The organism is Bacillus sp. T3 (assembly GCF_033449965.1).
GTDB lineage: Bacteria > Bacillota > Bacilli > Bacillales > Cytobacillaceae > Bacillus_BU.
On the sequence record NZ_CP137761.1, the window covers coordinates 1,540,460 to 1,567,005 of the forward strand.

Here is a 26,546-nt window from a genome sequence, read left to right on the forward strand (position 1 = left end):
ATGGGGAAAAATAGTAAGGAGGATCAGAATGCAAGGGATAAGGAAATTGCTGTGGATAGCCGGAAAACTGATGCTATCGAGCAGCTTGTTTTTATTTGGAGGAAAACATTCAGAGGCAGCGCAAGGTCAAACAATAAGAGGACAAACAGTGAATTGGATTTGGCCATCTAATGGGGTTATTACTGATGTATTTGGGACTAGAAAAGGGGTACATAAAGGCATCGATATTGCAGGAGGAGCAGGTTCACCGATCTTTGCAGTGGATGATGGTGTTGTAAGTAAGTCATATTACTCAGACACATATGGGAATGTTGTGTTTATCAAACATAAAAATCTATTTGAAACCGTGTATGCCCATTTAAAATCTCGTAATGTAACAGAAGGTGCAATGGTTAAACAAGGTGATATGATTGGGAAAATGGGGAATACTGGTGATTCATCAGGGGTCCATTTGCATTTTGAAATCCATCAAAATGAATGGACGTATGACAAACAAAATGCGATTGATCCAATCCTTGCGTTTGGTGATGTTAAAGTGGGCAATACAGTTGCTGCGAATGTGTCAAATGCCCTTGAAGTTTCGGGTTCAACACATGGAGAAATTCAAGTGGGCACAAATCCACAAGCGAAACAGCCGGTAGGTTTGGACCAAAGCAGGGTTCATGTTGTCCAAGCAGGAGATACGCTTTCGGCGATTGCAAAACAGTATGGTACTACAGTTAACGCACTATCTGTAACCAATCATCTACATAACGATAAAATTGTGCAGAATCAACGGCTTTCAATTGATTCTCCAAATAATCATCGATATGTTGTGCAACAGGGAGATACGTTAACTTCTATATCTCATAAAACAAAAACTTCAATCGAAAACCTAAAAAGCTGGAACCAACTAACCTCAGATATTATCATCCCAAAGCAGGTATTAGTGGTTCAATAATAACCGTAAAAATAGCCCTGTTATATCATTTAGGTGATAAACAGGGCTGTGTTTGCTAATTAAAGTGTAATTCGTCGTGCGTTGACAATATCGCCATTGTTCAACAGATTATTTATTAGGTCGTCTGTTAGCGGTTTATCAGACGATAATACCATTACAGCTTCTCCGCCAGCTTCTTTTCGACCAACCTGCATGGTGGCGATGTTCACTTCATGGTCGCCTAAAATCTTACCTACGCGACCGATGACTCCAGGACGATCCATATGCTTAATAACTAGTAAATTTCCTTCAGGTAGGAAGTCAATATTAAAGCCATTTAAATTCACGATTCTCGGTCCGTAATGTTCAATGTAAGTTCCTCTTACAATAAAGTCTTGGTTATCACCTTTAACCGTTACAGACACACTATTACCATAACCAAAGGTATTGGTTCCTAGTTTTTCTCCAACTGTTATTCCGCGCTCCTTGGCAATCAGAAGAGCGTTGATTTCGTTTACGGCTACGTCGACACGATTTGTAAAGAAGCCTGAAAGAATCGCTTTCGTTAAATAGGAAATTTCTAAATCATTAACCGTTCCGGCATAGGTAACGGAGATTTCATTTACACCTTCTTTCACACACTGTGAAATGGTAGAACCTAACTGCTTGCATAAATGGTGGAATGGTTGTATTTTTTGGAAAATATCCTTTGACATGGATGGTAGATTAATAGCATTGGCAACAGGTTTATCCTCTAAAAATAAGCGAACCTCTTTTGCGACCTGAATTGCTACATTGAGCTGTGCTTCATTTGTTGATGCACCTAAATGTGGTGTGAAAATAATATTATCAAATTTGAATAATGGATGCTCTCCAGGAGGCTCCGTTACAAATACATCTAATGCGGCTCCTGCAACATGACCATTGCCGAGATAAGTGGCCAATGCGTTTTCATCGATAATACCACCACGTGCGCAATTCAGAAGATAAACGCCCTTTTTTGTTTTCGCTAATGTCTTTTCGTTGAGTAGTCCCTTCGTTTCAGGGGTAAGTGGAGTATGTACTGTTATGATATCGGCGCTCTCTAATACTTCTTCTAATGTACAGGATGCAACCCCAAGCTGAGTGGCACGTTCTTTAGTTAGAAATGGATCAAAGACGTTTACGGACATTCCAAATACTCTGGCTCGTTTAGCTATTTCAGAACCAATTCTTCCCATGCCAACGATACCTAATGTTTTGCCATATAATTCGGTACCAACAAAGTCATTGCGTTTCCATTCCAATTTTTTCACGGATTCATAAGCTTGCGGAATTTTTCTCATTAAAGATGCCATCATTGCAAACGTATGCTCCGCAGTTGAAATCGTGTTCCCATCAGGGGCGTTGATGACCATAATTCCTCTTCTAGTAGCTGCTTGAATATCAATATTGTCTACTCCCACACCTGCGCGGCCAACAATTTTTAAATTCGGCATTTTATCCATTAATTCTTCTGTAACTTTAGTAGCACTTCGAACTAATAATGCATCAATTTGATTAAGTTGGACATCAGGATCTGTAGCTTTTTTTTGGATAATATTTGCATCAGCCATGTCTAACAAGGGCTGTAATCCAACTTCGTTAATAGCATCGGAAACCAATATTTGGTACATATTTTTCATCTACCTTCCGTTTAGTATAGGAGCAATTTTCAGATATTTTACTAAAATAATGATAGTGTGTCAATTTGCCTTAGAAGAGCTTAAAAAGTGCAAAATGTGGTTGGTGAGTATATTCCTGGGGATTCAAAAATCAATTACATAGAAAAACCTCTTCGAATAGTGAAGAGGTTTCTCAGCGAGTTAGATCCTATTATTCAAACTTTGTAGCGTCTCCATCGAATGCTTCGTCAGCAACTTTAATAGAATCAGTTGGACAGCCTTCAAATGCATCCATCATGTCATCAATTAGGACTTCTGGAATTTCAACGATACCTTGGTTATCGTCAAGAGTTACGAATGCAATACCTTCATCATCATAATCGTAGATATCTGGTGCTGCAGCTCCACATGCACCACAAGCGATGCAAGTTTCTTTGTCAACAATAGTGTATTTCGCCATGAAAAAAAACCTCCCAATTAGTTCAACAAAAATTTAAAGATCTTCCATATGTAATGGAAAGCGTTCCCTACTCTATTTTAAAACTGTGAGACCAACTTTTCAATAGGAAAATAAATTAGAATACGGATTCATCAAGAATGCACCTGTGTTTGATCAAAGGTTTAACCATCTATCCCTTTTCATGTTAAAATAAACATAATTATACTTTACATTACATTTTCCTGAAATACTAACGGTCTACTTTATTCAATCGAATTCAAAGGGGAAGGAATGTTTGTGACTTATCTCGAAACCGTCATTCTCTATTGTTTAAATCAAATTGATAATGAAAGAAGTATTTCTTCCGTTTTTCATCTTCTAAATGGAAAGAAATCCTCGCAAACCATTCAAGATGCTCATTTCTTTAAACTGGAACATCTTTTTCAAACATTCCCATTTTTAGGACGAGATGACTTTAAGAGTAAAATTTTATTATGCAGTCAAATGGATTGGGTGTCTGAAACATCCGACCAGCATTATCATGTAACAACTGAAGGAAAGGCTGTATTAGCCAAAGAAATGGTAGAAAAACCGCTCCCGGCTTTTTTGAATGGCTGGAAGTACCATTCGTTAACCTCTGTTTTTTGGGAAAGACTGTCCTTATTAGTTCAGGTATGCTCGAACCTAATCCATCATCATACAGAATATTTTCCTATTCAACGTAAGTCGGATGTACAGATTTGGGTAAAATTGTTCTTGCAGCAAAAGACGAAAGATCGACAAGCGTTAGCTTCCGAGCTTTACAATGAAATCATTTCCTGTTTGGATTCAGAGCCGACACTTGACCCTTCCATCCTAGTCATTCGGTTTACTGGGCACAAAAGATTTGGATTAACTGGCGTACAAGCGGCACATGAATTAAATTACGAGCCAAGTTATTATCATCTGCAATTTCTAAATATCATTCATTATATGATCGATGAGATTCACCAAAGACCTACAAAATATCCATTACTTAAATCGATCATGTCTGACTTAAGTCAGCCTTCGTCCTTTACGATTTCCACTAGTAAAACCTATCATTTTATAAAACAAGGATTTAACTTAAATGAAATCGCAAATATAAGGAAATTAAAAAGAAGTACAGTCGAGGATCACCTCGTCGAAATTGCATTAATGGATAAAACGTTCGATATCTCCAACTTGGTCCCAATGGAAAAACAAAAAATGATAATGGATGCAGCAGAACAGTCTCCTTCAAAGCAATTGAAGTTAATTCGCGAATGGACCGATGGAGCGAGTTACTTTGAAATTAGGCTTGTTTTAGCGAAATACGGTGATTCGAAATGGAATTGATCTCGACATTAAAAAAACACTTTCAATATGAGGCCTTTAGGGAAGGACAAGAGGACGTTATTCGTTCCGTGCTCGATGGGAACGACACGTTAGCGATGCTGCCGACGGGTACTGGAAAATCCTTGTGTTACCAACTTCCAGGCTATTTCGTACAGGGCAAGATCCTCATTGTCTCTCCTTTATTATCACTAATGCAAGACCAAGTGGAACAAATGAAGATGAAAGGGGAAAAAAGGGTTATTGCCATTAATTCCTTTTTAACTCCAGCTCAAAAAAAAGCAGCCTTATCAAATCTAGGTCATTACAAATTTATTTTTATATCACCGGAAATGTTAGGGTTAGAATCAATTTTGAATACTTTAAAACAACACTCGATTTCATTATTTGTTATCGATGAAGCCCACTGTATCTCGCAATGGGGCTATGATTTTCGACCGAACTATTTAAAACTAGGCACTATTCGGAAAATAATTGGAAATCCAGTGACGCTAGCTCTAACAGCAACTGCAACAAAAGAGGTTAGACAGGATATTAAAGCTTCACTTGAACTGAATGCCTGTAATGAAATTATTTACTCAGTCAATCGCCCAAATATTGCATTTAAGATCGAACGGCTATCGGACCATTCTGAAAAAGGAACTCGAGTCGCACAGCTAGTGCAACAGTTACAGGGGCCAGGAATTATTTATTTCTCCAGTAAAAGGTTAGCAGAAGCTACTGCGGAGTTTTTACAAACCAACGGGAACTTAAATGTGATGGCTTATCATGGCGGAATGGAGCAGGAGCAACGAATCTTAATTCAACAACAGTTTCTTAATAATCAACTTGATGTTATTTGTGCAACTAGCGCATTTGGTATGGGGGTAAATAAAGACAACATTCGTTTTATTATTCACTATCATATGCCTTTACAAATGGAATCCTATTTACAGGAAATCGGCCGAGCTGGAAGAGATGGGAAGAAAAGCATTGCGATTCTCCTTTATGTAGCTGGAGATGAAGGGCTTGCTTTCAATTTGGCTGAAGCAGAGCTACCATCCAAAGAGCAAATTGAGTTTTTTGCTAATATGGCTAAATCTAGTCCAATCGGTAGTGCTGCAAATTCACGAAATGAGTTGAAACAATACGCGGGATTTACTGACAACCAATGGCGAATCATCACTGATTTTCTTGAGCAATCTGCCTTGAAAAAGGTCGAAGAGGAAACTTCTTTCACGACCTTACTAGCATACGTCGAGGAACGGCTCGCAATTAAACGTGGAAACATCCTGTCAATGTCCCAATTTATTCAGTCTGAAGAATGCCGAAGGAAAATGGTTCTTCGCTATTTCGAAGAACCATGCGATTTAATCCATATGGAGTATTGTTGTGATTGTTGTGGATTAGATTTATCCAACTTTTACAAATCCGTTTCATCAAAAAATAAAACAATAGACCAAGTATTTGATTGGAAACAATATTTGTCCCAAATTTTACTAAAATAAGTGAGAAAAAACTATGAAAAATCGGTATACTGAATTGATAAAGGACTTATCAGATAAAGAGTTATTATTCCATTTATACTTAACACAATTGATTCTGCTGGCTATTTCTTTTGTGCTTGGAATCATTTTGTTTGATCATCGCTCGACCTTTTTTAGCTTATTTAACTGGAAAGACGATAACATTTTGACTATTGGGGGAGGAGTAGCCCTCATTGTTGTCGTGATTGATACGCTGTTAACGAAAGTACTGCCTGAACGGTTTTATTTTGACGGTGGTTTAAACGAACGAATTTTTCAGAGGAGAAATGTGTTTCACATTGCTTTCATTGCAGGTTTAGTAGCAATTAGTGAAGAAATCCTTTTTCGAGGAGTCATTCAAACACATGTTGGTTTGATCATTTCGAGCATCCTCTTTGCTGTGATTCATTATCGTTATTTGTTTAATTGGTTTTTATTTATCAATATTATTTTACTTAGTTTCTTAATTGGGTATGTTTATGAACTAACCGACAACTTAGCCGTAACGATTTTCATGCACTTCCTTATTGATTTTCTTTTAGGGCTAATGATTCGATTGAAACATGACAAATTAGAGAGAACAGGAAGAGATATTCATGAATAGAGAAGATCCTTATCGTCAACAAACGGAGAGTACTAGAAGAAGAATAGGACGGGCTACAATTAGTAGTTCAACAAATGGGGAGAAATCTGAATCAACGAGCTTGCCACCTCGAAGTGAAGTGCACCATCAAAAGCGTACGAAAAACAAAACGAAAAGTGAGAAACAAAGCTTTCCGCTGATTCGTCTGCAGGTTGTCTTTTTTATCCTTTTGCCGATTATTATTTTTGCTATTTATACATACAGAGATAATCTTTTCCCGAATTCTACAAAGACAGGAATGGAAGAAAAGAGTGGGTATGAAACAATCTCCATTGAAGATTCGAATGCCGTAGACAAGAAAAATTCGCAAAAAGCTGAAAGTAAAGAGTCTGACGAAAATGGTCAACAGACTTCTGCAGAAGACAAGAGTGAAGCAGTTTCTGACCCAGCAGCAGATCAAACAACTTCAGAACCAACGACTGAATCATCAGCAGGAGGAGTAAGTGGAACAGCGACTGTTTCAGAAACTCCCGATACACCCGTAGTTTCGAATGCACCAGCTAATAATACGAAAGATAATTCACAGGAAATCAAGCTTCATACGGTCCAGAAGGGTGAGACACTGTATCGAATCGCGATGAAATATTATCAATCAAAGTCTGGTGTCGATATCATCAAAAAAGCAAATAACTTAAAGAGTGATAGCATCAGTGTGGGACAAACACTTAAAATCCCAATTTAATAAAATTTCGGAAACCATTTAGGGCTTAATCTAAATGGTTTTTTTCATTCGATTGTAGGTGAAATCGATCATATTGTGTTGGACAAGATCATACAATGACTATGGATATAGGAGGGATGAGACAGTGAATGATTCAATCCTGCAGCTTGATGAAAAAACAGATCCTGCAACAAAACAAATGTTAGTAAATGTAGTTAAACGAAAAAAGAAATATGAACAATATAAAGCGAAGCATCTTTTGGTTATGTCCTGTACATTATTTTTGACGTTTTGTTATTTAATCTATCTCTATTTTTCTATTGTAACTCCTTATTCATATTCTTTTGCTGCCATGTTCTCTGCTTATGTTAACAACAGCTTGAATTTATATTTCCTTATTCTCACCCTAGGAACATATGGGTTAATGAATCTCCTTCATGGAAAAAGGGAAAAGGCAGAAAAGGAGTTTCATGCTTTACGATGCGAAATCATCGATAAAAGTAAGGACCTGTGGAAAAAAGAAGAATCTTGGTCAAACCGCCATCTAGTCTTTGAGATGATGAAACAAAATTATGACATTAATTTATATCATGAAAATAAATAAGGCTACCATTTCCATTCCATCAACTAGTTTTTCAGCAATGATGGAATGGAAGGTTAGCCCTTTGCTTCTATAATTTTAAAAAAACTGTTTTTTTCCTTGTTCTTCCTTTAGGATTTCAACGGCTTCTCTAAATCTTTGGGAGTGAATGATTTCTCTCTCTCTCAGAAATCTCAAACCATCATTCAGGTCAGGATCGTCACTCATATTTATGATCCACTGATAGGTAGCTCTAGCTTTTTCCTCGGCCGCGATATCTTCGTATAAATCTGCAATCGGATCACCTTTTGCTTGGATATACGTTGCTGTCCACGGAACTCCACCAGCATTGTGGTAAAATAAGGCACTGTCATGATTAGCATAATGAGCATCGAGACCTGCCGCAATCATCTGAGCAGGAGTAGCATCTTTCGTAAGTTTGTATATCATCGTCGCGATCATTTCTAAATGGGCAAACTCTTCAGTACCGATATCAGTTAATAAACCAATAACTTTATCCGGTATGGTATACCGTTGGTTTAAGTAGCGAAGAGCCGCAGCTAATTCACCATCTGCACCGCCATACTGTTCCACCAGAAACTTTGCTAGCTTTGGATTACAAGTACTAACCCTTACTGGATATTGCAGTTTTTTTTCATATATCCACATATGGCCATTTCCCTCCTTATAAAAAAATTCAACAACGAGCCGCGCTTCCGCTTTTAAACTTATCCAGCTGCAGCGGCTTGCCCCTCGAGGTCATAAGCCAATCCGGCCAGAAGGTTAAAGAACAACCTTCCGTTCCGGCTCGTCTTATGCTTGTCGGGGCAGAACGAGCCGCTTCCGCTTTTAAACCTGCCAGGGCCAGGGTGGGTCGTTCCAGTTCCATGGATAGCCAGAGTAGCTGTTGCCATATTGCTGCATTGGACCATATTGGCTTTCAATCAATTTTTTTAGTCTTTTTCTCTCTTTTGCGCAGTGGTTAAATTGATTAATCGCTTCAGAGTCCTGTGGGTGTGTATCTAAATAAAGAGTTAGCTCTACTAGGACAAAATCGACAGCCTGCAGCTGTTCCAGTAATTGATAATATTCTGGTGGTAGCTGTTTCATTGTGGTTTATTCTCCTTTGCTCGTTCATATGGACCGTACCAAGGATCATAAAATGGCTTCCACAAGGTTCCTGCTCTCAAAGCTTCATGAGGTGAAAATTGCGGTAAATTTAGTGGCTGGAACCCCATATACAGATTTGGTGGAGTAGAAAAAGTTTTTACTTTAATGGGAGGACAAGGGTCAAATGGGCTTGCATATGGGTGCCATTTTTTCATAGGTGTTGACATCATAGACCTCCTTTTAATAGTAAGCTGAAATAAAACTCAGTGATAATTGTAGTAATAAAGGAAAATTGAGACATTTAATTGTATGCATGTCATTTACTAAACATGAGCAAGAAAATGGCCACAGTATTTTTCGAGGAAAAGTTCAGGTGAGGATAAGGAGTAACTTTTTTACGTTTGTTGAAGTAATATATGGATGACTTTGTTGTTTTTCTGCTTTTCCATCATTTGTGATATGATTTCATTAAATTATCGCAAGATGTAAGCGAACTAGGAGGGAACATGATTTTCATAATTATATTACTGTTGTGTGGGGTTTTTACCCTTTTATATATGTTAAAAGAAGCATTCTTTAATCAGGTTTGTTATCACAACCTATCCTTTTCTGAACTGCCAGCAAGCTTTAGTGAGATGAAGATTTTTTTTATTTCTGATATTCATCGGCGAAAAATATCAAAAAGGATTATTAAGGAAGTAGCTGGAAAAGCAGAAATGGTCATTATTGGTGGAGATTTAGCTGAAAAAAAAGTCCCGTTACAAAGAATTAAAGAAAATCTTGAAGAATTAAAAAAAATCGGCACTGTATATTTTGTTTGGGGAAACAATGATTACGAGGTCGATAACGATCTTCTAACTAATCTTTTCAATGATTTAGGGATCCATGTGTTATTGAATAAAGTGGTGCATTGGGAGTCAATTGAAGGCGATTTATTTCATTTGATTGGTATCGATGATTATGTTGAAGGAAATGTACAATTAGAACCCGTTGTGAAACAAACGAAAAAACATGGTTTTCGGTTATTGGTCAGCCATAACCCGGAAATTATCCACGATATCCTACCTGAACATGAAATCCACCTAGTTTTATCTGGTCATACTCATGGTGGTCAAATTCGAATTTTCGGTTTTGGACCTTATGAAAAAGGAGGAATAAAGAAGATCGGCAAGACGACCGTTTTTGTCAGCAATGGCTATGGTACCACCGCAGTGCCATTTAGGCTTGGAGCAAAAGCTGAGACCCATTTGATTTCAATCATTGCAAGGAAAACTTAAACCCTTGTAAAACAAAGCACCATCTAATGATAATTACATACATTAACATAAGAGCTTTTGTTCACGGCAGGGGGCTTACGTCATGCGCTTGGAAAGATTGACTTACAATAAAATCAAATTTTTTCTTACAACAGATGATTTGTATGATCGAGGCTTATCTAAGGAGGATATTTGGATTGACTCTTTAAAATGGAACCAGCTGTTCCATGATATGCTCGAGGAAGCCAATGAGGAGTTCGGAGTGGAGATACAAGGAACAATAGCAGTTGAAATCTTCTCTCTTCAAGCTCAAGGAATGGTTATGATTTTAACGCTCGAGGAATCAGACCAAGAAGAGGAATCGCTTGAGGATGTTTTCATTGAAATGCAAGTAACAATAGAAGGCTGTGAAGAAGTTTTATTTGAGTTTAGTACGATTGAAGAAGTAATCCAATTGTCAAAGCGTTTTATGACTATGGATCGAAGTGATGGAAGTCTCTATTCAATGAATGATAAATATTACCTCCATTTCGAAGGTATTGAAGCAGCAGATAAGAATAAATTAATCTCTGTATTGGCGGAGTATGGGGACCCTTCTCTCCTCAGTATTCACCGATTAATCGAATACGGAAATTTGATTATTAAACAAAATGCAATTGAAACGATTGTGAAATATTTTTAATCTGAGGCAATATGCCTCTTTTTTTGTTTTTTGATTAGGGAAACATAAAGGGGAAAATCGCTTTTTTGTTGAATATAAAAGTATTGTAAATGCTTTTGATTTAACGATTAGCTACAGACCATATTGTTGCATAAATCGTGTTAAAGTGTATACTATGTCATGAAAAGTGGGTACCAGCGTAAAAGTTATTTTTAGGAGGTTATTTAATGGTAGCCGAGAAAGGTCCTGAAAGTAGAGAAACAGGAGAGAAACATGATGTACTTAAATCAACACAAACTGTCATTCATAACGCATTAGAAAAACTTGGTTATCCAAATGAAGTATATGAACTTTTGAAAGAGCCGATGAGAATGATGACGGTAAAAATACCGATTCGCATGGATGATGGCTCTGTAAAAATATTTACTGGATACCGTGCCCAGCATAATGACTCAGTCGGTCCTACAAAAGGGGGCATTCGGTTTCATCCACATGTCACAGAAAAAGAAGTGAAAGCACTTTCGATTTGGATGAGTTTAAAATGTGGTATTGTAGACCTTCCTTATGGTGGAGGGAAGGGTGGAATTGTTTGTGATCCCCGTGATATGTCTTTCCGTGAATTAGAGCGGTTGAGCAGAGGGTATGTCAGAGCAATTAGCCAAATTGTTGGTCCAACAAAAGATATCCCTGCACCAGATGTTTTTACCAATTCTCAAATCATGGCTTGGATGATGGATGAATACAGTCGGATAGATGAATTTAATTCTCCGGGGTTTATAACTGGAAAGCCGCTCGTATTAGGTGGGTCACATGGTAGGGAATCAGCCACTGCTAAAGGGGTGACGATTTGTATCCGAGAAGCGGCTAAAAAGAAAGGAATCGAACTAAAAGGAGCTCGAGTCGTTGTACAAGGCTTCGGAAATGCTGGGAGCTATTTATCAAAATTCATGCATGATGCTGGTGCAAAGGTCATCGGTATATCAGATGCCTATGGTGCTTTGCATGACCCAGATGGATTAGATATTGATTATTTACTAGACCGACGAGATAGCTTTGGTACAGTAACAAAATTATTTAACAATACAATTACCAATAAGGAATTATTGGAATTAGATTGCGATATTCTCGTTCCAGCGGCAATTGAAAATCAAATTACCGATGAGAATGCAGATAAAATAAAAGCAAGTATCGTTGTGGAAGCTGCAAATGGTCCTACAACCCTAGAAGCCACACAGATTTTGTCAGATCGAAACATTCTGCTAGTCCCGGATGTACTAGCCTCTGCAGGTGGAGTCACCGTTTCCTATTTTGAATGGGTCCAAAATAATCAAGGCTATTATTGGACGGAAGAGGAAGTGGAAGAAAAGCTTGAAAAGGTTATGGTTAAATCTTTTAATAATATTTATGATACAGCTAAAACGAGACGAGTTGATATGCGTTTAGCTGCCTATATGGTCGGAGTAAGAAAAATGGCCGAAGCAAGCAGATTCCAGGGATGGATTTAACGAAAAGCGGAAGCGGCTCGTTCAGCCCCGACAAGCATAAGACGAGCTGGCCGGAAGGTCGCACTTTGACCTTTTGGCCAGATTGGCTTATGACCTCGAGGGGCTAGCCACTGGAGCTGGACAAAACGAAAAGCGAAAGCGGCTCGTTTTTAGAGAAATAAGTCTCCTTCATTGAATATTTGTAAAAAATCTCCTATCATAAATAGGAGATTTTTTATTGAAACAATCAGGGATGTTATAAAGGAGCGTGTTGCACCTATGCAACAAGAAAAAGTGATTATTATTGGGGCAGGGCCTTGTGGATTGGCGGCGGCCATTGCATTACAAAATATTGGCATCAATCCGCTGGTAATTGAAAAGGGGAATATTGTAAATTCAATATACCGTTATCCTACCCATCAGACATTCTTTAGTACGAGTGAAAAGCTTGAAATTGGAGAAGTTCCGTTTGTTACGGAGGACTATAAGCCAAGAAGAAATCAAGCATTATCCTATTATCGTGAAGTAGTCAAAAGGAAAGAATTAAGAATAAACTCATTTGAGAAGGTATTATCGATTTCAAAAATCGACAAACATTCCTTTAGTGTGCAGACAGATCTTGAGGAATACTCTGCTTCAAATGTAATCATCGCTACAGGGTATTATGATCATCCAAACTATATGAATGTTAAAGGAGAAGAGCTTCCAAAAGTATTTCATTATTTTAAAGAGGCTCATCCTTATTTTGATAAAAATGTATTAGTGGTTGGAGGAAAGAATTCAAGTGTAGATGCAGCGATCGAACTGGTCAAAGCTGGTGCTAAGGTGACAGTAGTTTACCGTGGAAACGAGTTTTCACCAAGTATTAAACCATGGATTTTGCCGGAATTTGAATCACTTATCCGAAGTGGGAAAATTACGATGGAGTTCAATTCTCACATCAAGGAAATTACAGCGGATACCGTTGTTTATCAGACTGATTCCGAAGTAAAAAAAGTAAAAAATGATTTTGTATTTGCCATGACAGGCTACCATCCTGATCACAGCTTTCTAGAGCAAATTGGAATTCAAATTGATCGAGAAACAGGACGCCCTTTTCATAACTTAGAAACGATGGAAACCAATATCGAAGGGATCTATATTGCAGGTGTCATTGCAGCAGGTAATAATGCGAATGAAATTTTTATTGAAAATGGTCGTTTCCATGGTCAACTTATAGCAAATTCTATTTTAAGAAAGCAAAATATGTAAAACCGCAAGATTCATATCAATCCTAGAGAAATTTGGATGGATAAAATAAACAAAGAAGTCATTCTCATTCTTGTTCATCCGTGTTACGATGGAGGAAATTGATTGAAATGAGGATTCTCATGCTAGGTATATTATCTGCTGGGGTCGCTCCTGGTATTGCATTACTAAGTTATTTCTATCTTAAGGATCAATATGGATCAGAACCCATTCCGATTGTCTTAAAGACCTTTTTATTCGGTGCCATCATGGTTTTTCCGATCGCTTTCATCCAATATATTTTCAAAGTAGAAGATATCGGGCAAATGGGAGTCATAAACGCATTTGCATTAACAGGATTTTTAGAGGAATTTTTTAAATGGTTTATCTTAATTTATACTGTTTATCAGCATGTAGCCTTTGATGAGCCCTACGATGGGATTGTTTACGGTGCATCTGTTTCATTAGGATTTGCTACGGCTGAGAACCTTGTGTTCTTATTAGAAAATGGTATGGAACATGCATTAGGGCGTGCAATCTTGCCTGTACCAAGTCATGCTTTATTCGGTGTAATCATGGGCTTTTATATTGGTAAGGGTAAGTTCACTACGCTTGGAAAGCGGAAATGGTTAGCTCTATCCCTGATTATCCCATTCCTGTTGCATGGGATATATGATTATATTTTATTAAATTTCCAGCAATGGATTATCATGATTCTTCCCTTTATGATTTTTTTATGGTGGCTAGGTTTAAGGAAAGTTAAAAAAGCACGTGCATTAAGCACCATTCACTTTCAAAATGAATTTCATTTAAAGAAGGCAGGAATGACAACAAAATAATATGTAACAAGGATTGGTCCACTGGATCAATCTTTTTTTTGTGGGAAAAATCCGCTTTGAACGAAGGAAATAGATTTTTTTGCATAAAAACCCAGCCTCTACGAAAAATAGATGTAAGAAAATGATATTCATTTGGGGGTAAACTTCAATGAGGATTAAGTGGTTTCCGATAAAATGCACAGTATTTGTTTTGTTATTGATTCAGTTTGTACTATTTAGTCATTTAGAAAGAAAAGCGGTTGCTTTTACCAATCAGGTAATTCAGCAGGGAGCTACCTGGGAAGATGTGGTTGAATTACAGTCGAGATTGCAATACATTGGCTTTTATAATGGGAAAATTGATGGTGTTTTTGATTGGAAGACCTATTGGGCGTTAAGAAATTTTCAATACGAATTTGGCTTGCCAATTGATGGTTTAGCAGGAGCAAAGACGAAAGCGAAACTGGTAAGAGCCTCAAAATATGATAAACGCTTTGTTAATAAACAAATTGATAAGGGCCATAAATTTACCCATTACGGTGGGGTGGATTTAAACAAACAGACTACACCTGCTAAGCCAAAGACACCTACAAAACCTAAAGTAGCTGCAAATCCAAAGGCAAAACAATCACCAACAAAGACTCAGCCGAAAGCAAAGCAACCTGTAAAACAGCAAGCACAAACACCTGCAAAAAATCAAATAAAAGCAAAGCAACCTGTTAAGCAGAAGGCACAAACACCTGCTAAGCAGATTGCAAAAGCACCAGCAGCATCCAAGCCAAAGGTACAGTCTAAGCCCAAAGCTCAGCAAAATAAGCAACCAGCAAAAGCAACAGCTGCCAATACACCAAATGGCTTCTCACAAAATGATATCAAACTATTGTCAAACGCTGTTTATGGTGAATCTAGAGGCGAGCCTTATATTGGGCAAGTAGCTGTAGCCGCAGTCATATTAAATCGAATCAATTCTGCAAGCTTTCCGAATACCGTTTCTGGGGTTATTTTTGAACCGGGTGCGTTTACAGCTGTAGCAGATGGTCAGATATGGTTAACGCCAAATGAGAACGCGAAAAAAGCAGTCCTCGATGCGATTAACGGTTATGATCCAACTGGTGAAGCAATTTATTATTTTAACCCAGATACAGCAACAAACGGATGGATTTGGTCAAGACCACAAATTAAGAAAATAGGGAAACACATATTCTGTAAATAAAGAGGTGATAGTCTTGCTTAGAGGAATATTTATCACTGTACTAACTCTTGGTATTGCCGGGACCGCTTATTGGGGATATCAGGAGCATCGAGAAAAAAATGCGATTCTGTTAAATGCAGAAAATAGTTACCAACGCGCTTTCCATGAACTCGCTTATAACGTAGATTTATTGCACGATAAAATTGGGACTACTTTAGCCATGAATTCAAGGAATTCTCTATCCCCTGCGCTTGCAGAGGTTTGGCGCTTAACGTCACAGGCACATAATAATGTGGGACAACTGCCGTTAACCCTTTTACCTTTTAATAAAACAGAAGAATTCTTGGCCAAAATAGGTGATTTTAGTTATCAGACGGCCATTAGAGATTTAGATAAGGAACCATTAAATGAAAAAGAATATGCCGCATTACAAGGCTTGTATGCACAATCTGCTGATATTCAAAATGAACTTCGGCAGGTGCAACACCTTGTATTGAAAAATAATTTGCGGTGGATGGATGTTGAGATGGCGTTAGCAACCGGTAAAGAGGGGGCAGATAACACCATCATAGATGGGTTTAAAACAGTTGAAAAGACCGTTTCGGGTTATTCTGAAACCGATTTTGGACCAGCTTACATCAATATGGAAAAAAAGGATGAAAATTATAAAAATCTTAAGGGGAAAATTGTTTCTAAACAAGAGGCTATTTCAACGGCAAAAAAATATGCAGGGCTAGGAAATGATGTCAAGGTTCAGGTGGAAACTAGTGGAAAGGGTTCCGATTATGGCTTTTATAGTGTGTCTCTCTTAGATAAACAGAATCAGCAAGAGGCAAATATGGATGTGACGAAAAAAGGCGGCTACCCAATCTGGTTTATTTTAAATAGAGACATCAAAGCTCAGAAAATAAGTCTAAATGATGCATCAAATAAAGCCATTAATTTTTTAAAGCAAAATGGATTTGAGAATTTAGATTTATTTGAAAGTGCCCAGTATGATAATCTCGGTGTGTTTACTTTTGTTGGTAGTGAGAATAATATTCGGGTTTATCCTGATGCAATACGAGTAAAAGTAGCCTTGGATAATGGACAGTTACTCGGTTTTTCTGCAAATGATTATTTAAAATCACACCAAACTAGAGTAATTCCAAACCCGAAAATTACTGCTGATGAAGCTAGAACCAAAATAAATAGCAATTTAAAAATCATGGAAAATCGACTTGCTGTTATTTTAAATGATGTGAATAAAGAAGTATTGTGCTATGAGTTCCTTGGAACACTTGGTGAGGATACCTATAGAATTTATATTAATGCCGATTCCGGTATGGAGGAAAAAGTAGAAAAACTCCAAAATGCTGAGCCGATTTATGAAGATGTTGTGTAGGGAAAGCTTATCGCTTTTCCTTTTTTTTCTGTTTTAGGAATAAAAGCGAAAAAACATCTAACAATAGTAAGGAGAACTAATAAGAGACATGGGAGAGTTTGAGATGAAAGCCGTTGAAAGAATACTAATTAAAATTGTTATCATTCAATTTATCTTTTTATTAATAAGCCAATTGTTATTCCATAAATTTCAAGTGTTGCCGGAACTTCAGCAGATAACTCGTTACGAAGGTGTAACGGAAGGTAATTTTTCCGAAATTCTTGAGACCTTTAATGGACGCTGATTAGTAAGAAAGCAGGGTAAATCCTGCTTTCTTTTTTAAGAGAAATAAATCATTTGTATCTTAGTTTTAAACTGAATTGTGGTAAAATATATTGGTGTTATTTAAATAGGTACATCCGATGGAGGAATTATGACAAAGAAGATTTCCATTGCAATTGATGGTCCTGCTGCTGCAGGGAAAAGTACAGTTGCAAAAATAGTAGCAGAAAAACTATCGTATATTTATATTGATACTGGTGCCATGTATCGTGCCATAACCTTTAAAGCATTAAACGAAGGAGCTGATTTGCAGAATGAATCCGCAATTGTGGCCATATTGGAAAAGACAACGATAAATCTTTTGCCAGGAGAAAAAGGACAACTTGTTTACTTAGATGATCAAGATGTCACCAATGAAATCAGAACAGCTTCTGTAACGAATTCTGTTTCAATTGTGGCGAAGCACCCGCTCGTTCGTAAGGAAATGGTTGCAAGACAACAGCAATTTGCAGTAGGTGGCGGAGTTGTAATGGATGGGAGAGATATTGGAACCCATGTATTACCAACAGCAGAAGTAAAAATATTTTTACTAGCCAGTGTCGAGGAAAGAGCGCTTCGCAGGCATAGTGAAAACCTTTCAAAGGGCTTCCCTTCTGACTTGGAAAGGCTTAAACAGGAAATTATGCTTCGTGACAAATTGGATTCTGAACGTGAGGCTGCTCCTTTAAAAAAGGCAGAAGATGCAGAAGAGCTTGATACGACCTCCCTTAGCATTGAAGAGGTAGTTGAAAAGATATTAGCGCTGGCTTATGAAAGGATCTGATGAAGTTGACCCTTTATGCATTTGCTAGATCTGTCTGTAATTTGGTGCTTGGACCGATTTATCGGTTTGACGTGATCGGGAGAGAACATTTCCCAAGTGAAGGTGGAGTATTGCTTTGTACCAATCATATTGATGCATTTGATCCACCTGTTGTAGGGATTACAGCACCTAGGCCTGTCCATTTTATGGCTAAAGAAGAGTTGTTTACTGTTCCGATTCTTGGCAGCATCATCAAAAATGTAAATGCATTTCCAGTCAAGCGAGGCCTAAGTGATCGTGAGGCATTAAGGAAAGGGCTTGCCGTTCTAAAAGAGGGTCATGTGATGGGGCTATTTCCCGAAGGAACCCGAAGTAAATCAGGAGAGCTTGGGAAAGGACTCGCAGGTGCAGGATTCTTTGCGTTAAGAACAACTGCAGCTGTTGTCCCATGTGCGATTATTGGTCCATACAAGCCATTTAAACGGCTTAAAGTGGTGTATGGGAAACCGATTGATTTATCTGAAGCACGAAAAAACAAAGTTTCAGCTGAAGAAACAACTGAAATCATCATGAATGAGATTCAAAAGCTGATTAATGAGCATAAATAGACTTCTTTGCTTGACAAATAAACCTATTTATAAGAAGTTAGACTAAAGGGCTTTTTTCAGACAATTTTAGCCTGTATATTTTAAGTGATGATTTCATCACATCCTATACTACTTTCAAGCAGTCATTGGATTAAGGAGGAGTACATATGGTAGAAGATATGAATCAAGTCGAAGTTTCAAATTTTGAAGTTGGTGACAAGGTAACAGGCCAAGTAACAAAAGTGGAAGAAAAACAGGTTCTTGTTAATATCGCGAATAGTAAATTGGATGGAATTATTCCAATTAGTGAACTTTCAAGCCTCCATGTAGAAAAAGCATCTGATGCTGTAGCTGAAGGCGATGAATTAGATTTAGAAGTTATTAAAGTTGAAGAAGATGCTTTAATTTTATCAAAACGCAAAGTAGACGCTGAAAAAGCTTGGGATGATTTAGAAGCGAAGTTTAACAGCGGTGAAGTTTTTGAAGCTGAAATAAAAGATGTGGTAAAAGGCGGATTAGTCGTTGATTTAGGCGTCCGTGGCTTTGTCCCTGCATCACTTGTAGAGTCCTTCTTCGTTGAAGATTTCTCTGATTACAAAGGCAGAACTCTTACATTTAAGATTGTTGAATTAGATAAAGAAAAAAATCGCTTAATCCTTTCACATCGTGCAGTGGTAGAGGAACAAAAAGTTAAGCAAAAACAAAACTTAGTTGATTCTCTTGAAGCTGGTCAAGTTTTAGAAGGTACAGTTCAACGAATCACAGATTTTGGTGCATTTGTTGATATCGGTGGAGTAGATGGTTTAGTCCATATTTCACAACTTTCCCATCAGCATGTTGATAAGCCATCTGATGTTGTTGAAGAAGGCCAAAAAGTACAAGTTAAAATTTTAAGTGTTGATCGTGACCATGATCGTATCTCTTTATCCATTAAGGATACACTTCCTGGACCTTGGGCTAACATTTCAGAGCGTGCACCAAAAGGAAGTACGCTAACAGGCGTAGTCAGACGATTAGTTTCTTATGGTGCATTTGTCGAAGTTTTCCCTGGAGTAGAGGGGCTCGTTCATATTTCACAAATTGCTCATAAGCATATCGGTACCCCTCATGAAGTGTTAAAAGAGGGCCAAGAAGTGAGTGTTAAAGTGTTAGAGGTTAACGAACAAGACCAACGACTTTCTTTAAGCATAAAAGATTTACTTGAAAAAGAAGCTGATGAAGTCATTGATTACGAATTACCAGAAGAGTCTAAAGGCTTCCAGCTTGGCGAAATGATCGGGGATAAATTAAAGAATCTTAAAAACTAATGGTGATATAATGTGACTAGATCTGAACGTAAGTGGGATCATATCCGTTTTGCATTGAAAACAGCTAAAGCAAAGCAAAGCAGCTTTGAGGATATTACCTTTGTTCATCAAAGTCTCCCTGACACAAGTCTTGATCAAATTAAATTAAGTACTAAAATTGGTGAACTTTTGCTAAGTTCACCAATTTTTATAAATGCAATGACGGGTGGCGGAGGTGTACGAACCTTCGATATCAATCATAATTTGGCGGTTGTGGCTAAAGAGACGGGATTGGCGATGGCAGTAGGCTCGCAAATGGCGGCATTAAAAGATAAAAATGAACAAGATAGTTATCGTATCGTTCGGCAGATTAACCCAACCGGAATCATCATCGGAAATCTTGGCTGGGAAGCAACGGTCGATCAGGCTTTACAAGCAGTAGAGCTTATTGAAGCAAACGCGCTCCAGATCCATGTTAACGCAGTTCAAGAATTAACCATGCCTGAGGGAGACCGTGATTTTTCAGGAGCTCTTTCAAGGATCGAGGCGATTGTCACTCAAGTTGGTGTCCCGGTGATTGTAAAAGAGGTTGGTTTCGGGATGGCGCAGGAAACAGTAGAAGCTTTAGCTTCTATTGGTGTTAAGGCTGTAGACGTGGGCGGATTTGGTGGCACAAATTTTGCTGAAATCGAAAACGAACGCAGACAGCAACACCCGCTTTCTTTTTTAATGATTGGGGTATTCCCACAGCAGTATCCATTGTGGAAGCGAAGAACTGTTCCGTTCCGATGACGATTATTGGCTCAGGTGGTATACAATCAAGCATAGATATTGCTAAGGCGATTGCCTTAGGTGCGAGTGCAGTGGGGCTGGCTGGACTATTCTTAAAAATATTGCTAAAAGAAGGCATCGAACCACTGATTGAGCAAGTAAACGAGTTTCATCATGACCTCTCAATCTTAATGACAGCTCTTGGTGCGAAAACGATTGAGGAATTACAGCAAGCACCGCTAATCCTGCGCGGAGAGACACATCATTGGTTAACAGAACGTGGAATTGATACAAAGCAATATAGCAGAAGAAGCTAATTATGAATGGCGTGTGGGGGTTCCACACGCCATTTTGCTGTGTGTGTGCGTGCGCCGTCGTCAAAAGAGGCAACGGACTTGGGGCAGCTGCCGAGCGTGCCGTTACATCAAAAAAAAGGCAACGCAAGGTAACGATAGCATAGGTCGTCTATCGTGCCCACGCCCGACCAAAAAGCGAGCGGAAGGTAACGATAGTTCGTCTATCGTGCCCACGCCCGACCAAAAGAGAGCCCAAGGTAACGATAGACCGTCTATCGTGCCCACGACCATCAAAAAAGAGAGCGGAAGGTAACGATGGACCGTCTATCGTCCCCGTCCCCGACCAAAACGAGATTGCAAGGTAACGATAAGCCGTCTACCGTGCCTGTAAACGACCAAAAAGAAAGCGATAGGAAACAGTAAGCCGACACTGTTCCATCAAGCCCTCAACCGCCTTAAATGCTCCTTAAACGTAAAAAAGCTCGTCAAATCAAATTAGACGAGCTTTCACTTCTCCTATTAACTATACTTTGAATCATTTAATTTTCTTGCTTCTTCAGGGCTCGACATCTTCGTAGATCCAGGATAATGTAATGCTTGATCGCGATCTGACTCCGTTTTGCGGCTTGCTTTAAGTTTTTTCTCTTGGCGATCTTTACCCAATTAAACCACCTCCTATCTCTTAACATGATTCATTTATGAAAGTTTCATTCGCTTTTGAATGAAGTACATAAACTTGACCAATAATGGAAATGTTAGGAGGTAGTGTGATATAGAAGGAATGTTCTTTTTTTGGGTTGCATGGTTTCTTTGGGTGTTATCTACGTTTTTTTTGAGAAAAAATTCTAAATACAGGATTGCTACTGCAACTTGTATTCTTATTTTGATTTCGTTGACTCCTTACGAAATAGCACTAGTAGGGTTTCAAATTAATCTGGCAGTTATTTTTCTTTATTTGTATAGCCTAGGACACATTATTCTCGTTAAGAAAAAAGTCGGGATACACAATCTATTATGTACTTATGTGTTAATGCTCGCTTATGCTAGCTTTTTACTTTTTGAACTATACGATCCTGTTTGGATTCTTTTTAACCGAGTTTGGATGATTGCATGCGTACTAGGATATTTAAGTGTGATGCTTTTTTCAGATAAAAAAGATCGGATCCTCTTTTTAATTATTGCTATTATCCAAGGTGAATTTCTGTTTGCGATGATTGTAAAAAAAATTGGCTTTGCCTATTCAGTTGGGACAGGTCAATTTCTTGATACCTTATCCTCTGCGGTTTTGGTGTTAGTAATATGGAGTATTTGTGAATCGATTATTGTCAGCCTGGATCAATATATGAACCAACATGTTAGGGGGAAACAGAAATCAACATGAACGAATACACATTGCCGATTGCCTTCGGAGTACTGATTGGTACATTAAGTAGAATTTATATGCTTCGAACTGATTATCGGCAGTATCCAACCTATTTACATGGGAAAATCATTCATATTGCGTTAGGGTTTATCGCAGGTGGGTTAGGAACCGTTGCAGTTCCGGCAATTTTAGAAGAAGAATTTACGGCTATTACCTTTTTGACGATTGCCGCATCTCAATTTCGTGAAGTAAGGAATATGGAGCGCAATACGCTGACAGAGCTAGACAGGTATGAAATGGTTCCGCGGGGGGCGACATATATTGAAGGCATAGCCATTGCATTTGAAAGTAGAAATTATTTGGTGATTTTTACTTCGTTAGTATCAACAATGGGCTATTTGTTTGTGAATATTTGGGTAGGGATTCTTGCGGGTCTATTGGCTATGGTATTGTCTCGATCGTTAATGTCTGGTGGCAAAATAAAAGATATTGTCGATATTGAATATGTTAAGCCAAGATTTGATGGTGCGGGATTATATGTCGATAATATTTATATCATGAACATCGGATTGTCAAAGCGCCAAGAGGAAGTGCTGAAATACGGCATGGGCTTTATCCTAAAACCGAAAAATTTCAATGCGAGAACGACGATTGCCAATCTTGGACAAAGGCAAGCTATCCTTCACGATGTTTCCACTGCCTTAGGTGTATACCGTGATTCTGGAACTCCAGCGCTTGTTCCGTTAGCCAAGAGGGATTTAGATGATGGAAAAATAGGGATATTTGTACTTCCACAAGAAAAGGATATTGATAAGGCTTTAAAAATTATAGGTGCGGTTCCTACATTAGAAAATGCTATTCGTATGCCGACTGAGCGGAAAAAGGCCGAAAATTTAGGAGGCCGTGGTAAATGACAATTGATAAATTTATTTTAGCAATCGTGACAACAAATATAAAAAAGGTACCAAATGGGTCGAATGTGTTTCATTGTGATACGAAAGAAGAGATGGAGCATATTGGAGCAAGTTTAGAAGCAATTCTGGATGGAATTGCCCATGCTCTAAGTGAAGATTTGCTCATTATTGTGAAACATTAGCTATCCTCCTAAGGTTTTCATTGCTTGTAAGTTTTTCCTTTGATAAACTATTGGAGTTAGACCCTTCTATTTCTAAAGAAGGGTTCTTTTCTTATGAGTGCAAGCACAGCGAGCCGCTTTCTTATTGTCTAACTGCGGCGCCTAGAGGCTCGAGGTCACAAGCCAATCCCTTCCGGAAACCAGGATTTCCTGCAGGGCTCGTCTTGTGCTTATCGCCCCTGGGCAAGCCGCTTTCGCTTTTCTTATTTGGAATTAATAATATTTTTTGTCATAATGAAATTAGGTATTGAAAAGAAAGGGTGGTTTTTTTGGTAAAACCAGTAGTTGCCATTGTTGGGCGCCCGAATGTAGGTAAGTCAACAATTTTCAACCGTGTTGTTGGCGAGCGTATTTCAATTGTAGAAGATATTCCCGGTGTTACACGAGACCGTATTTATAGCTCTGCAGAATGGTTAACCCATGATTTTAATCTTATTGACACCTGGAGGGATCGATATTGGTGATGAACCATTCCTCGAACAAATTCGGCAGCAAGCAGAGATTGCGATTGATGAAGCGGACGTAATCATTTTTATTACAAACGGTAGAGAAGGAGTAACAGCTGCGGATGAAGAAGTAGCTAAAATCCTTTATAAAACAAAGAAGCCAGTTGTTTTAGCCGTGAATAAAGTGGACAACCCAGAGATGAGAGATCAAATCTATGATTTTTATTCACTAGGTTTTGGTGAACCAATTCCGATTTCAGGGTCACATGGTCTTGGACTTGGAGATTTACTTGATGAGGCTGCAAAGTATTTTCCAAAAACGAAGGATAAAGAATATGGAGATGACGTTATCAAGTTCAGCTTGATTGGTCGTCCGAATGTGGGGAAATCCTCGCTTGTAAATGCGATGCTCGGTGAAGAACGAGTGATTGTAAGTGATATCGCGGGAACCACTCGTGATGCAATTGACTCAGATGTAACCGTAAATGGCCAACGGTACATTATCATCGATACCGCAGGGATGAGAAAAAAAGGGAAAGTTTATGAAACAACGGAGAAATATAGTGTATTAAGGGCATTACGTGCGATTGAGCGTTCAGATGTTGTTCTTGTCGTTATCAATGCTGAAGAAGGAATTATTGAACAGGACAAGAAAATTGCCGGATATGCTCATGAGGCGGGGCGTGCAGTCGTTATCGTCGTCAATAAGTGGGATGCTGTTGAGAAAGATGAAAGAACGATGAAGGAATTTGAACAAAAAATTCGCGAGCATTTCTTATTTTTAGATTACGCACCAATCGTTTTTCTTTCTGCTAAAACAAAAAAGCGGATCCATACATTAATTCCAATGATTAATATGGCAAGTGAAAATCATAGCAAGCGTGTTCCGACCACTGTGATCAATGATGTGATTATGGATGCAGTAGCAATGAACCCAACGCCAACCGATAAGGGAAGACGTCTTAAGATTTACTATATGACGCAAGTTTCGGTTAAGCCGCCAACGTTCATTGTATTTGTCAATGAACCAGAATTGCTTCATTTTTCATATGAGCGTTTCCTAGAAAACCGGATTCGTGATGCCTTCGGATTTGAAGGAACACCAATCAAAATTTTCCCACGGGAACGTAAATAATTGGGGGATAAAAATGAGCCGCAAGAGTGAAAAAGTTGCCGTTATTGGTGCTGGGAGCTGGGGTACGGCTTTGGCGATGGTCCTAGCAGATAATGGTCATGAAGTAAGGCTATGGGGACACAATGAAGCACAAATAAACGAAATTAATGAAACTCACATGAATAAAAAATACCTTCCAGACATACAGCTATCACCGACTATCAAAGGTTTTTATTCACTTAGTGAAGCTCTTGAAGGAATTGACACGATCATTCTAGCTGTTCCAACAAAGGCCATTCGGGAAGTCATTAGTAAAATAGTTGAATGTAGAACAGAGCCTTTAACGATTGTACATGTTAGTAAAGGGATTGAGCCGAATACATTACTTCGTATTTCTGAAATTATCGAGCAGGAGATGCCGAAGGAACTGTTAACGGCAGTCGTTGTCCTTTCAGGTCCAAGCCATGCCGAAGAGGTTAGTTTGCGACATCCAACAACAGTAGCGGTATCCTCGAAAAATATGGCGGCAGCTGAAGCAACACAGGATTTGTTTATTAATAATAATTTCCGTGTATATACAAACCCCGATATTATTGGTGTAGAAATCGGTGGTGCACTGAAGAATATCATTGCTTTAGCAGCTGGTATTTCTGATGGACTAGGCTTTGGTGACAATGCGAAAGCCGCGTTAATGACAAGAGGTTTAGCAGAAATTGCTAGACTAGGAACGAAAATGGGCGCTAATCCATTAACTTTTTCTGGCCTGACAGGGATTGGGGATTTAATTGTTACGTGTACGAGTGTCCATTCGCGAAATTGGCGTGCTGGAAACATGCTTGGCAAAGGTCAAAGTCTTGATGAGGTCTTAGACAATATGGGCATGGTAGTTGAAGGTGTTCGAACAACAAAAGCAGCATACCAACTTTCAGAAAGATATGAAGTCAGTATGCCAATCACAAAGGTACTTTTCGATGTGCTCTTTAATAATGTTGATCCGAAGGCTGGAACGGAATCATTAATGGGACGAACAAAGACTGTTGAAATGGAAGATTTAGTTAATATTTTGGATGAAAAATAACGAATACGATAAATAAAAAAATAAAATTAGCATTCGACGATACGCATTTGCATTGTTTTGCATACAATGCAAACGTAGCAACTAGTAGATTGAACCGATGTCTGGGTGTTTTAGTCACGTACACTGAAGTAAAGGGATTGCCCCATCTTTACTTCAGTTTTTTTTTGGATAAAACCAAAGCTGTGCCAAAAAAGTTTAAAGCATTAACATTATTAATATAGGAAAATATTCTCCCAGTTCGAAAAAAGTCGAAATATTACATTTTTCATAAAATCGTGTGATATAATACATTTCGAACAAAGGAGTGGAGTGTTGAAAATGTCACAGTCATTGATGAAAATGTGGATTTCGTTAGCGGGCATGGGCTTTATGTTTTTGTCGCTTGCTTTCATTTATTTCAGTCGTTTTAAGCTAAAGGGGATTTTTCGTTTTATCACTGCTTTTATTGCATACGGACTTATGTTTTTATCAGGAATCATCATTTTATTTGTCGTGTTAAGTGGACCAACTAAATAAAATACATAGTGCAAGG

At 38.3% G+C, this 26,546-nt stretch carries 28 protein-coding genes and 2 pseudogenes; 24 read left to right on the forward strand and 6 right to left on the reverse strand.

All coding sequences use genetic code 11. The features are described from left to right. The first annotated feature begins 28 nt into the window (after positions 1–28). A complete protein-coding gene (locus tag RGF10_RS07940) occupies positions 29–940 on the forward strand; it encodes a peptidoglycan DD-metalloendopeptidase family protein (protein WP_318508537.1) in 912 nt (303 codons plus the stop codon). 59 nt (positions 941–999) lie between these two features. Here the strand turns inward: RGF10_RS07940 and serA are convergent, their stop codons facing one another. Continuing rightward, complete coding sequence (gene serA / locus RGF10_RS07945; RefSeq protein ID WP_318508538.1) at positions 1,000–2,574, reverse strand: phosphoglycerate dehydrogenase; 1,575 nt, start codon at positions 2,572–2,574, stop codon at positions 1,000–1,002. Between the two features lie 199 nt (positions 2,575–2,773). Continuing rightward, entirely contained in the window at positions 2,774–3,022 is a 249-nt protein-coding gene (locus RGF10_RS07950; RefSeq protein ID WP_318508539.1) for a ferredoxin, read from the reverse strand. A gap of 270 nt (positions 3,023–3,292) precedes the next feature. Here RGF10_RS07950 and RGF10_RS07955 point away from each other — a divergent pair, with 270 nt between their 5' ends. The 5 genes from RGF10_RS07955 to RGF10_RS07975 all read left to right on the forward strand — a co-directional run bounded on the left by RGF10_RS07955 (position 3,293) and on the right by RGF10_RS07975 (position 7,767). Continuing rightward, a complete protein-coding gene (locus RGF10_RS07955; protein WP_318508540.1) occupies positions 3,293–4,357 on the forward strand; it encodes a YpbB family protein in 1,065 nt (354 codons plus the stop codon). Next, positions 4,348–5,841, forward strand: a complete 1,494-nt coding sequence (locus RGF10_RS07960) for a RecQ family ATP-dependent DNA helicase (protein WP_318508541.1) — start codon at positions 4,348–4,350, stop codon at positions 5,839–5,841. Before RGF10_RS07955 ends, RGF10_RS07960 begins: the two co-directional genes overlap by 10 nt. Before the next feature lie 13 nt (positions 5,842–5,854). Beyond that, on the forward strand, positions 5,855–6,463 hold the full coding sequence (locus RGF10_RS07965) for a CPBP family intramembrane glutamic endopeptidase (RefSeq protein WP_318508542.1): 609 nt from the start codon (positions 5,855–5,857) through the stop codon (positions 6,461–6,463). Beyond that, positions 6,456–7,184, forward strand: a complete 729-nt coding sequence (locus RGF10_RS07970; RefSeq protein WP_318508543.1) for a LysM peptidoglycan-binding domain-containing protein — start codon at positions 6,456–6,458, stop codon at positions 7,182–7,184. Before RGF10_RS07965 ends, RGF10_RS07970 begins: the two co-directional genes overlap by 8 nt. A 124-nt stretch (positions 7,185–7,308) precedes the next feature. Beyond that, positions 7,309–7,767 carry a YpbF family protein gene (locus tag RGF10_RS07975; protein WP_318508544.1) on the forward strand — a complete coding sequence of 153 codons (459 nt, stop codon included), beginning with the start codon at positions 7,309–7,311 and terminating at the stop codon, positions 7,765–7,767. Between the two features lie 75 nt (positions 7,768–7,842). Here the strand turns inward: RGF10_RS07975 and RGF10_RS07980 are convergent, their stop codons facing one another. From RGF10_RS07980 to RGF10_RS07990, 3 genes are all read right to left on the reverse strand, one after another. Next, a complete protein-coding gene (locus RGF10_RS07980) occupies positions 7,843–8,412 on the reverse strand; it encodes a manganese catalase family protein (RefSeq protein WP_318508545.1) in 570 nt (189 codons plus the stop codon). Between the two features lie 180 nt (positions 8,413–8,592). Next, positions 8,593–8,853 (reverse strand): spore coat protein CotJB, encoded by a 261-nt coding sequence (locus RGF10_RS07985; protein ID WP_318508546.1) that lies wholly within the window; start codon positions 8,851–8,853, stop codon positions 8,593–8,595. Next, positions 8,850–9,080: a spore coat associated protein CotJA gene (locus tag RGF10_RS07990; RefSeq protein WP_318509370.1), complete on the reverse strand. Its 231-nt coding sequence runs from the start codon at positions 9,078–9,080 to the stop codon at positions 8,850–8,852. The genes RGF10_RS07985 and RGF10_RS07990 overlap by 4 nt, the downstream gene beginning before the upstream one ends. A 279-nt stretch (positions 9,081–9,359) precedes the next feature. Here RGF10_RS07990 and RGF10_RS07995 point away from each other — a divergent pair, with 279 nt between their 5' ends. The 12 genes and pseudogenes from RGF10_RS07995 to fni all read left to right on the forward strand — a co-directional run bounded on the left by RGF10_RS07995 (position 9,360) and on the right by fni (position 20,899). Next, the gene (locus tag RGF10_RS07995) at positions 9,360–10,130 is read left to right on the forward strand and encodes a metallophosphoesterase (RefSeq protein ID WP_318508547.1); all 771 of its coding nucleotides are present in this window, start codon (positions 9,360–9,362) and stop codon (positions 10,128–10,130) included. A gap of 82 nt (positions 10,131–10,212) precedes the next feature. Beyond that, the gene (locus RGF10_RS08000; protein ID WP_318508548.1) at positions 10,213–10,791 is read left to right on the forward strand and encodes a genetic competence negative regulator; all 579 of its coding nucleotides are present in this window, start codon (positions 10,213–10,215) and stop codon (positions 10,789–10,791) included. A 206-nt stretch (positions 10,792–10,997) separates the two neighbouring features. Beyond that, entirely contained in the window at positions 10,998–12,275 is a 1,278-nt protein-coding gene (locus RGF10_RS08005) for a Glu/Leu/Phe/Val family dehydrogenase (RefSeq protein WP_318508549.1), read from the forward strand. 258 nt (positions 12,276–12,533) lie between these two features. Continuing rightward, positions 12,534–13,505, forward strand: a complete 972-nt coding sequence (locus tag RGF10_RS08010; RefSeq protein WP_318508550.1) for a YpdA family putative bacillithiol disulfide reductase — start codon at positions 12,534–12,536, stop codon at positions 13,503–13,505. 119 nt (positions 13,506–13,624) lie between these two features. Continuing rightward, positions 13,625–14,320, forward strand: a complete 696-nt coding sequence (gene prsW, locus RGF10_RS08015; protein ID WP_318508551.1) for a glutamic-type intramembrane protease PrsW — start codon at positions 13,625–13,627, stop codon at positions 14,318–14,320. Positions 14,321–14,468: 148 nt separating this feature from the next. Further along, a complete protein-coding gene (sleB, locus tag RGF10_RS08020) occupies positions 14,469–15,512 on the forward strand; it encodes a spore cortex-lytic enzyme (RefSeq protein ID WP_318508552.1) in 1,044 nt (347 codons plus the stop codon). Between the two features lie 13 nt (positions 15,513–15,525). Next, entirely contained in the window at positions 15,526–16,875 is a 1,350-nt protein-coding gene (gene ypeB / locus RGF10_RS08025) for a germination protein YpeB (protein WP_318508553.1), read from the forward strand. A gap of 88 nt (positions 16,876–16,963) precedes the next feature. Beyond that, positions 16,964–17,158, forward strand: a complete 195-nt coding sequence (locus RGF10_RS08030) for a YpfB family protein (RefSeq protein ID WP_318508554.1) — start codon at positions 16,964–16,966, stop codon at positions 17,156–17,158. Between the two features lie 129 nt (positions 17,159–17,287). Next, the gene (gene cmk / locus RGF10_RS08035; RefSeq protein ID WP_318508555.1) at positions 17,288–17,959 is read left to right on the forward strand and encodes a (d)CMP kinase; all 672 of its coding nucleotides are present in this window, start codon (positions 17,288–17,290) and stop codon (positions 17,957–17,959) included. A 5-nt stretch (positions 17,960–17,964) separates the two neighbouring features. Further along, complete coding sequence (locus tag RGF10_RS08040; RefSeq protein WP_318509371.1) at positions 17,965–18,546, forward strand: lysophospholipid acyltransferase family protein; 582 nt, start codon at positions 17,965–17,967, stop codon at positions 18,544–18,546. 146 nt (positions 18,547–18,692) lie between these two features. Continuing rightward, positions 18,693–19,832, forward strand: a complete 1,140-nt coding sequence (rpsA, locus tag RGF10_RS08045; protein ID WP_318508556.1) for a 30S ribosomal protein S1 — start codon at positions 18,693–18,695, stop codon at positions 19,830–19,832. A 12-nt stretch (positions 19,833–19,844) separates the two neighbouring features. Further along, positions 19,845–20,899 (forward strand): annotated as a pseudogene (gene fni / locus RGF10_RS08050) (type 2 isopentenyl-diphosphate Delta-isomerase). A 498-nt stretch (positions 20,900–21,397) separates the two neighbouring features. Here fni and RGF10_RS08055 read toward each other — a convergent pair. After that, positions 21,398–21,541, reverse strand: coding sequence for a YpzI family protein (locus RGF10_RS08055; RefSeq protein WP_318508557.1), 144 nt, complete (start codon positions 21,539–21,541; stop codon positions 21,398–21,400). Between the two features lie 169 nt (positions 21,542–21,710). On the opposite strand from RGF10_RS08055, the gene RGF10_RS08060 reads away from it, so the two are divergent. From RGF10_RS08060 to RGF10_RS08085, 6 genes and pseudogenes are all read left to right on the forward strand, one after another. Continuing rightward, a complete protein-coding gene (locus tag RGF10_RS08060; protein ID WP_318508558.1) occupies positions 21,711–22,259 on the forward strand; it encodes a YphA family membrane protein in 549 nt (182 codons plus the stop codon). Further along, positions 22,256–23,155 carry a YIEGIA family protein gene (locus tag RGF10_RS08065; RefSeq protein WP_318508559.1) on the forward strand — a complete coding sequence of 300 codons (900 nt, stop codon included), beginning with the start codon at positions 22,256–22,258 and terminating at the stop codon, positions 23,153–23,155. The genes RGF10_RS08060 and RGF10_RS08065 overlap by 4 nt, the downstream gene beginning before the upstream one ends. After that, positions 23,152–23,337 carry a capping complex subunit for YIEGIA gene (locus RGF10_RS08070; RefSeq protein ID WP_318508560.1) on the forward strand — a complete coding sequence of 62 codons (186 nt, stop codon included), beginning with the start codon at positions 23,152–23,154 and terminating at the stop codon, positions 23,335–23,337. The genes RGF10_RS08065 and RGF10_RS08070 overlap by 4 nt, the downstream gene beginning before the upstream one ends. A 308-nt stretch (positions 23,338–23,645) precedes the next feature. Further along, positions 23,646–24,957 (forward strand): annotated as a pseudogene (gene der, locus RGF10_RS08075) (ribosome biogenesis GTPase Der). A 13-nt stretch (positions 24,958–24,970) separates the two neighbouring features. Beyond that, positions 24,971–26,014 carry an NAD(P)H-dependent glycerol-3-phosphate dehydrogenase gene (locus tag RGF10_RS08080; protein WP_318508561.1) on the forward strand — a complete coding sequence of 348 codons (1,044 nt, stop codon included), beginning with the start codon at positions 24,971–24,973 and terminating at the stop codon, positions 26,012–26,014. 318 nt (positions 26,015–26,332) lie between these two features. Further along, positions 26,333–26,530, forward strand: coding sequence for a DUF2768 domain-containing protein (locus tag RGF10_RS08085; RefSeq protein WP_318508562.1), 198 nt, complete (start codon positions 26,333–26,335; stop codon positions 26,528–26,530). Positions 26,531–26,546: the final 16 nt, after the last annotated feature.